Source organism: Oleiphilus sp. HI0043 (assembly GCF_001634935.1).
On record NZ_LWEY01000562.1, the window covers coordinates 1 to 390 of the forward strand.

A 390-nucleotide genomic window follows, 5' to 3' on the forward strand; every position below is an offset into this window, starting at 1 on the left:
GAGCTTGTTAGGTTTCTGTGTGTTGGTTTGCTGGTTGCTAATCAGAGTTTCCAGGGGGTTGAGTGGGTTTGTGGCTTGAGTAAGTGAGCCAATAAATAATAATGCGGCGTATAAGGCCAGGAGCAAGCCTAAACCTTTAGAGACTCTTTCTATTCCAGGCTTAGCTGCATCAAAAGCACCCATCTGGCTTGCTGTTAGGCCGCATAACAACGCCCATAAAAATAGCGAAACTGACTCAGGGATAACACGGCTAATGAGCCAGATTGCCACGGCAATTAGCATTATGCCGAAAGCGTATTTTACTTTGTCCATCCAGGCGCCGGCTTTAGGGAAGAACTTACCGCCACCTATAGCGATCAGGATTAATGGCACACCCATACCCAAGCCCAG

1 pseudogene is annotated in these 390 nt (G+C 47.7%); it reads right to left on the reverse strand.

Annotated features, from left to right (window positions below):
* A pseudogene (locus tag A3729_RS07075) lies at positions 1-378 on the reverse strand (hypothetical protein); the annotation flags it as partial.
* Between the last annotated feature and the right edge of the window lie 12 nt (positions 379-390).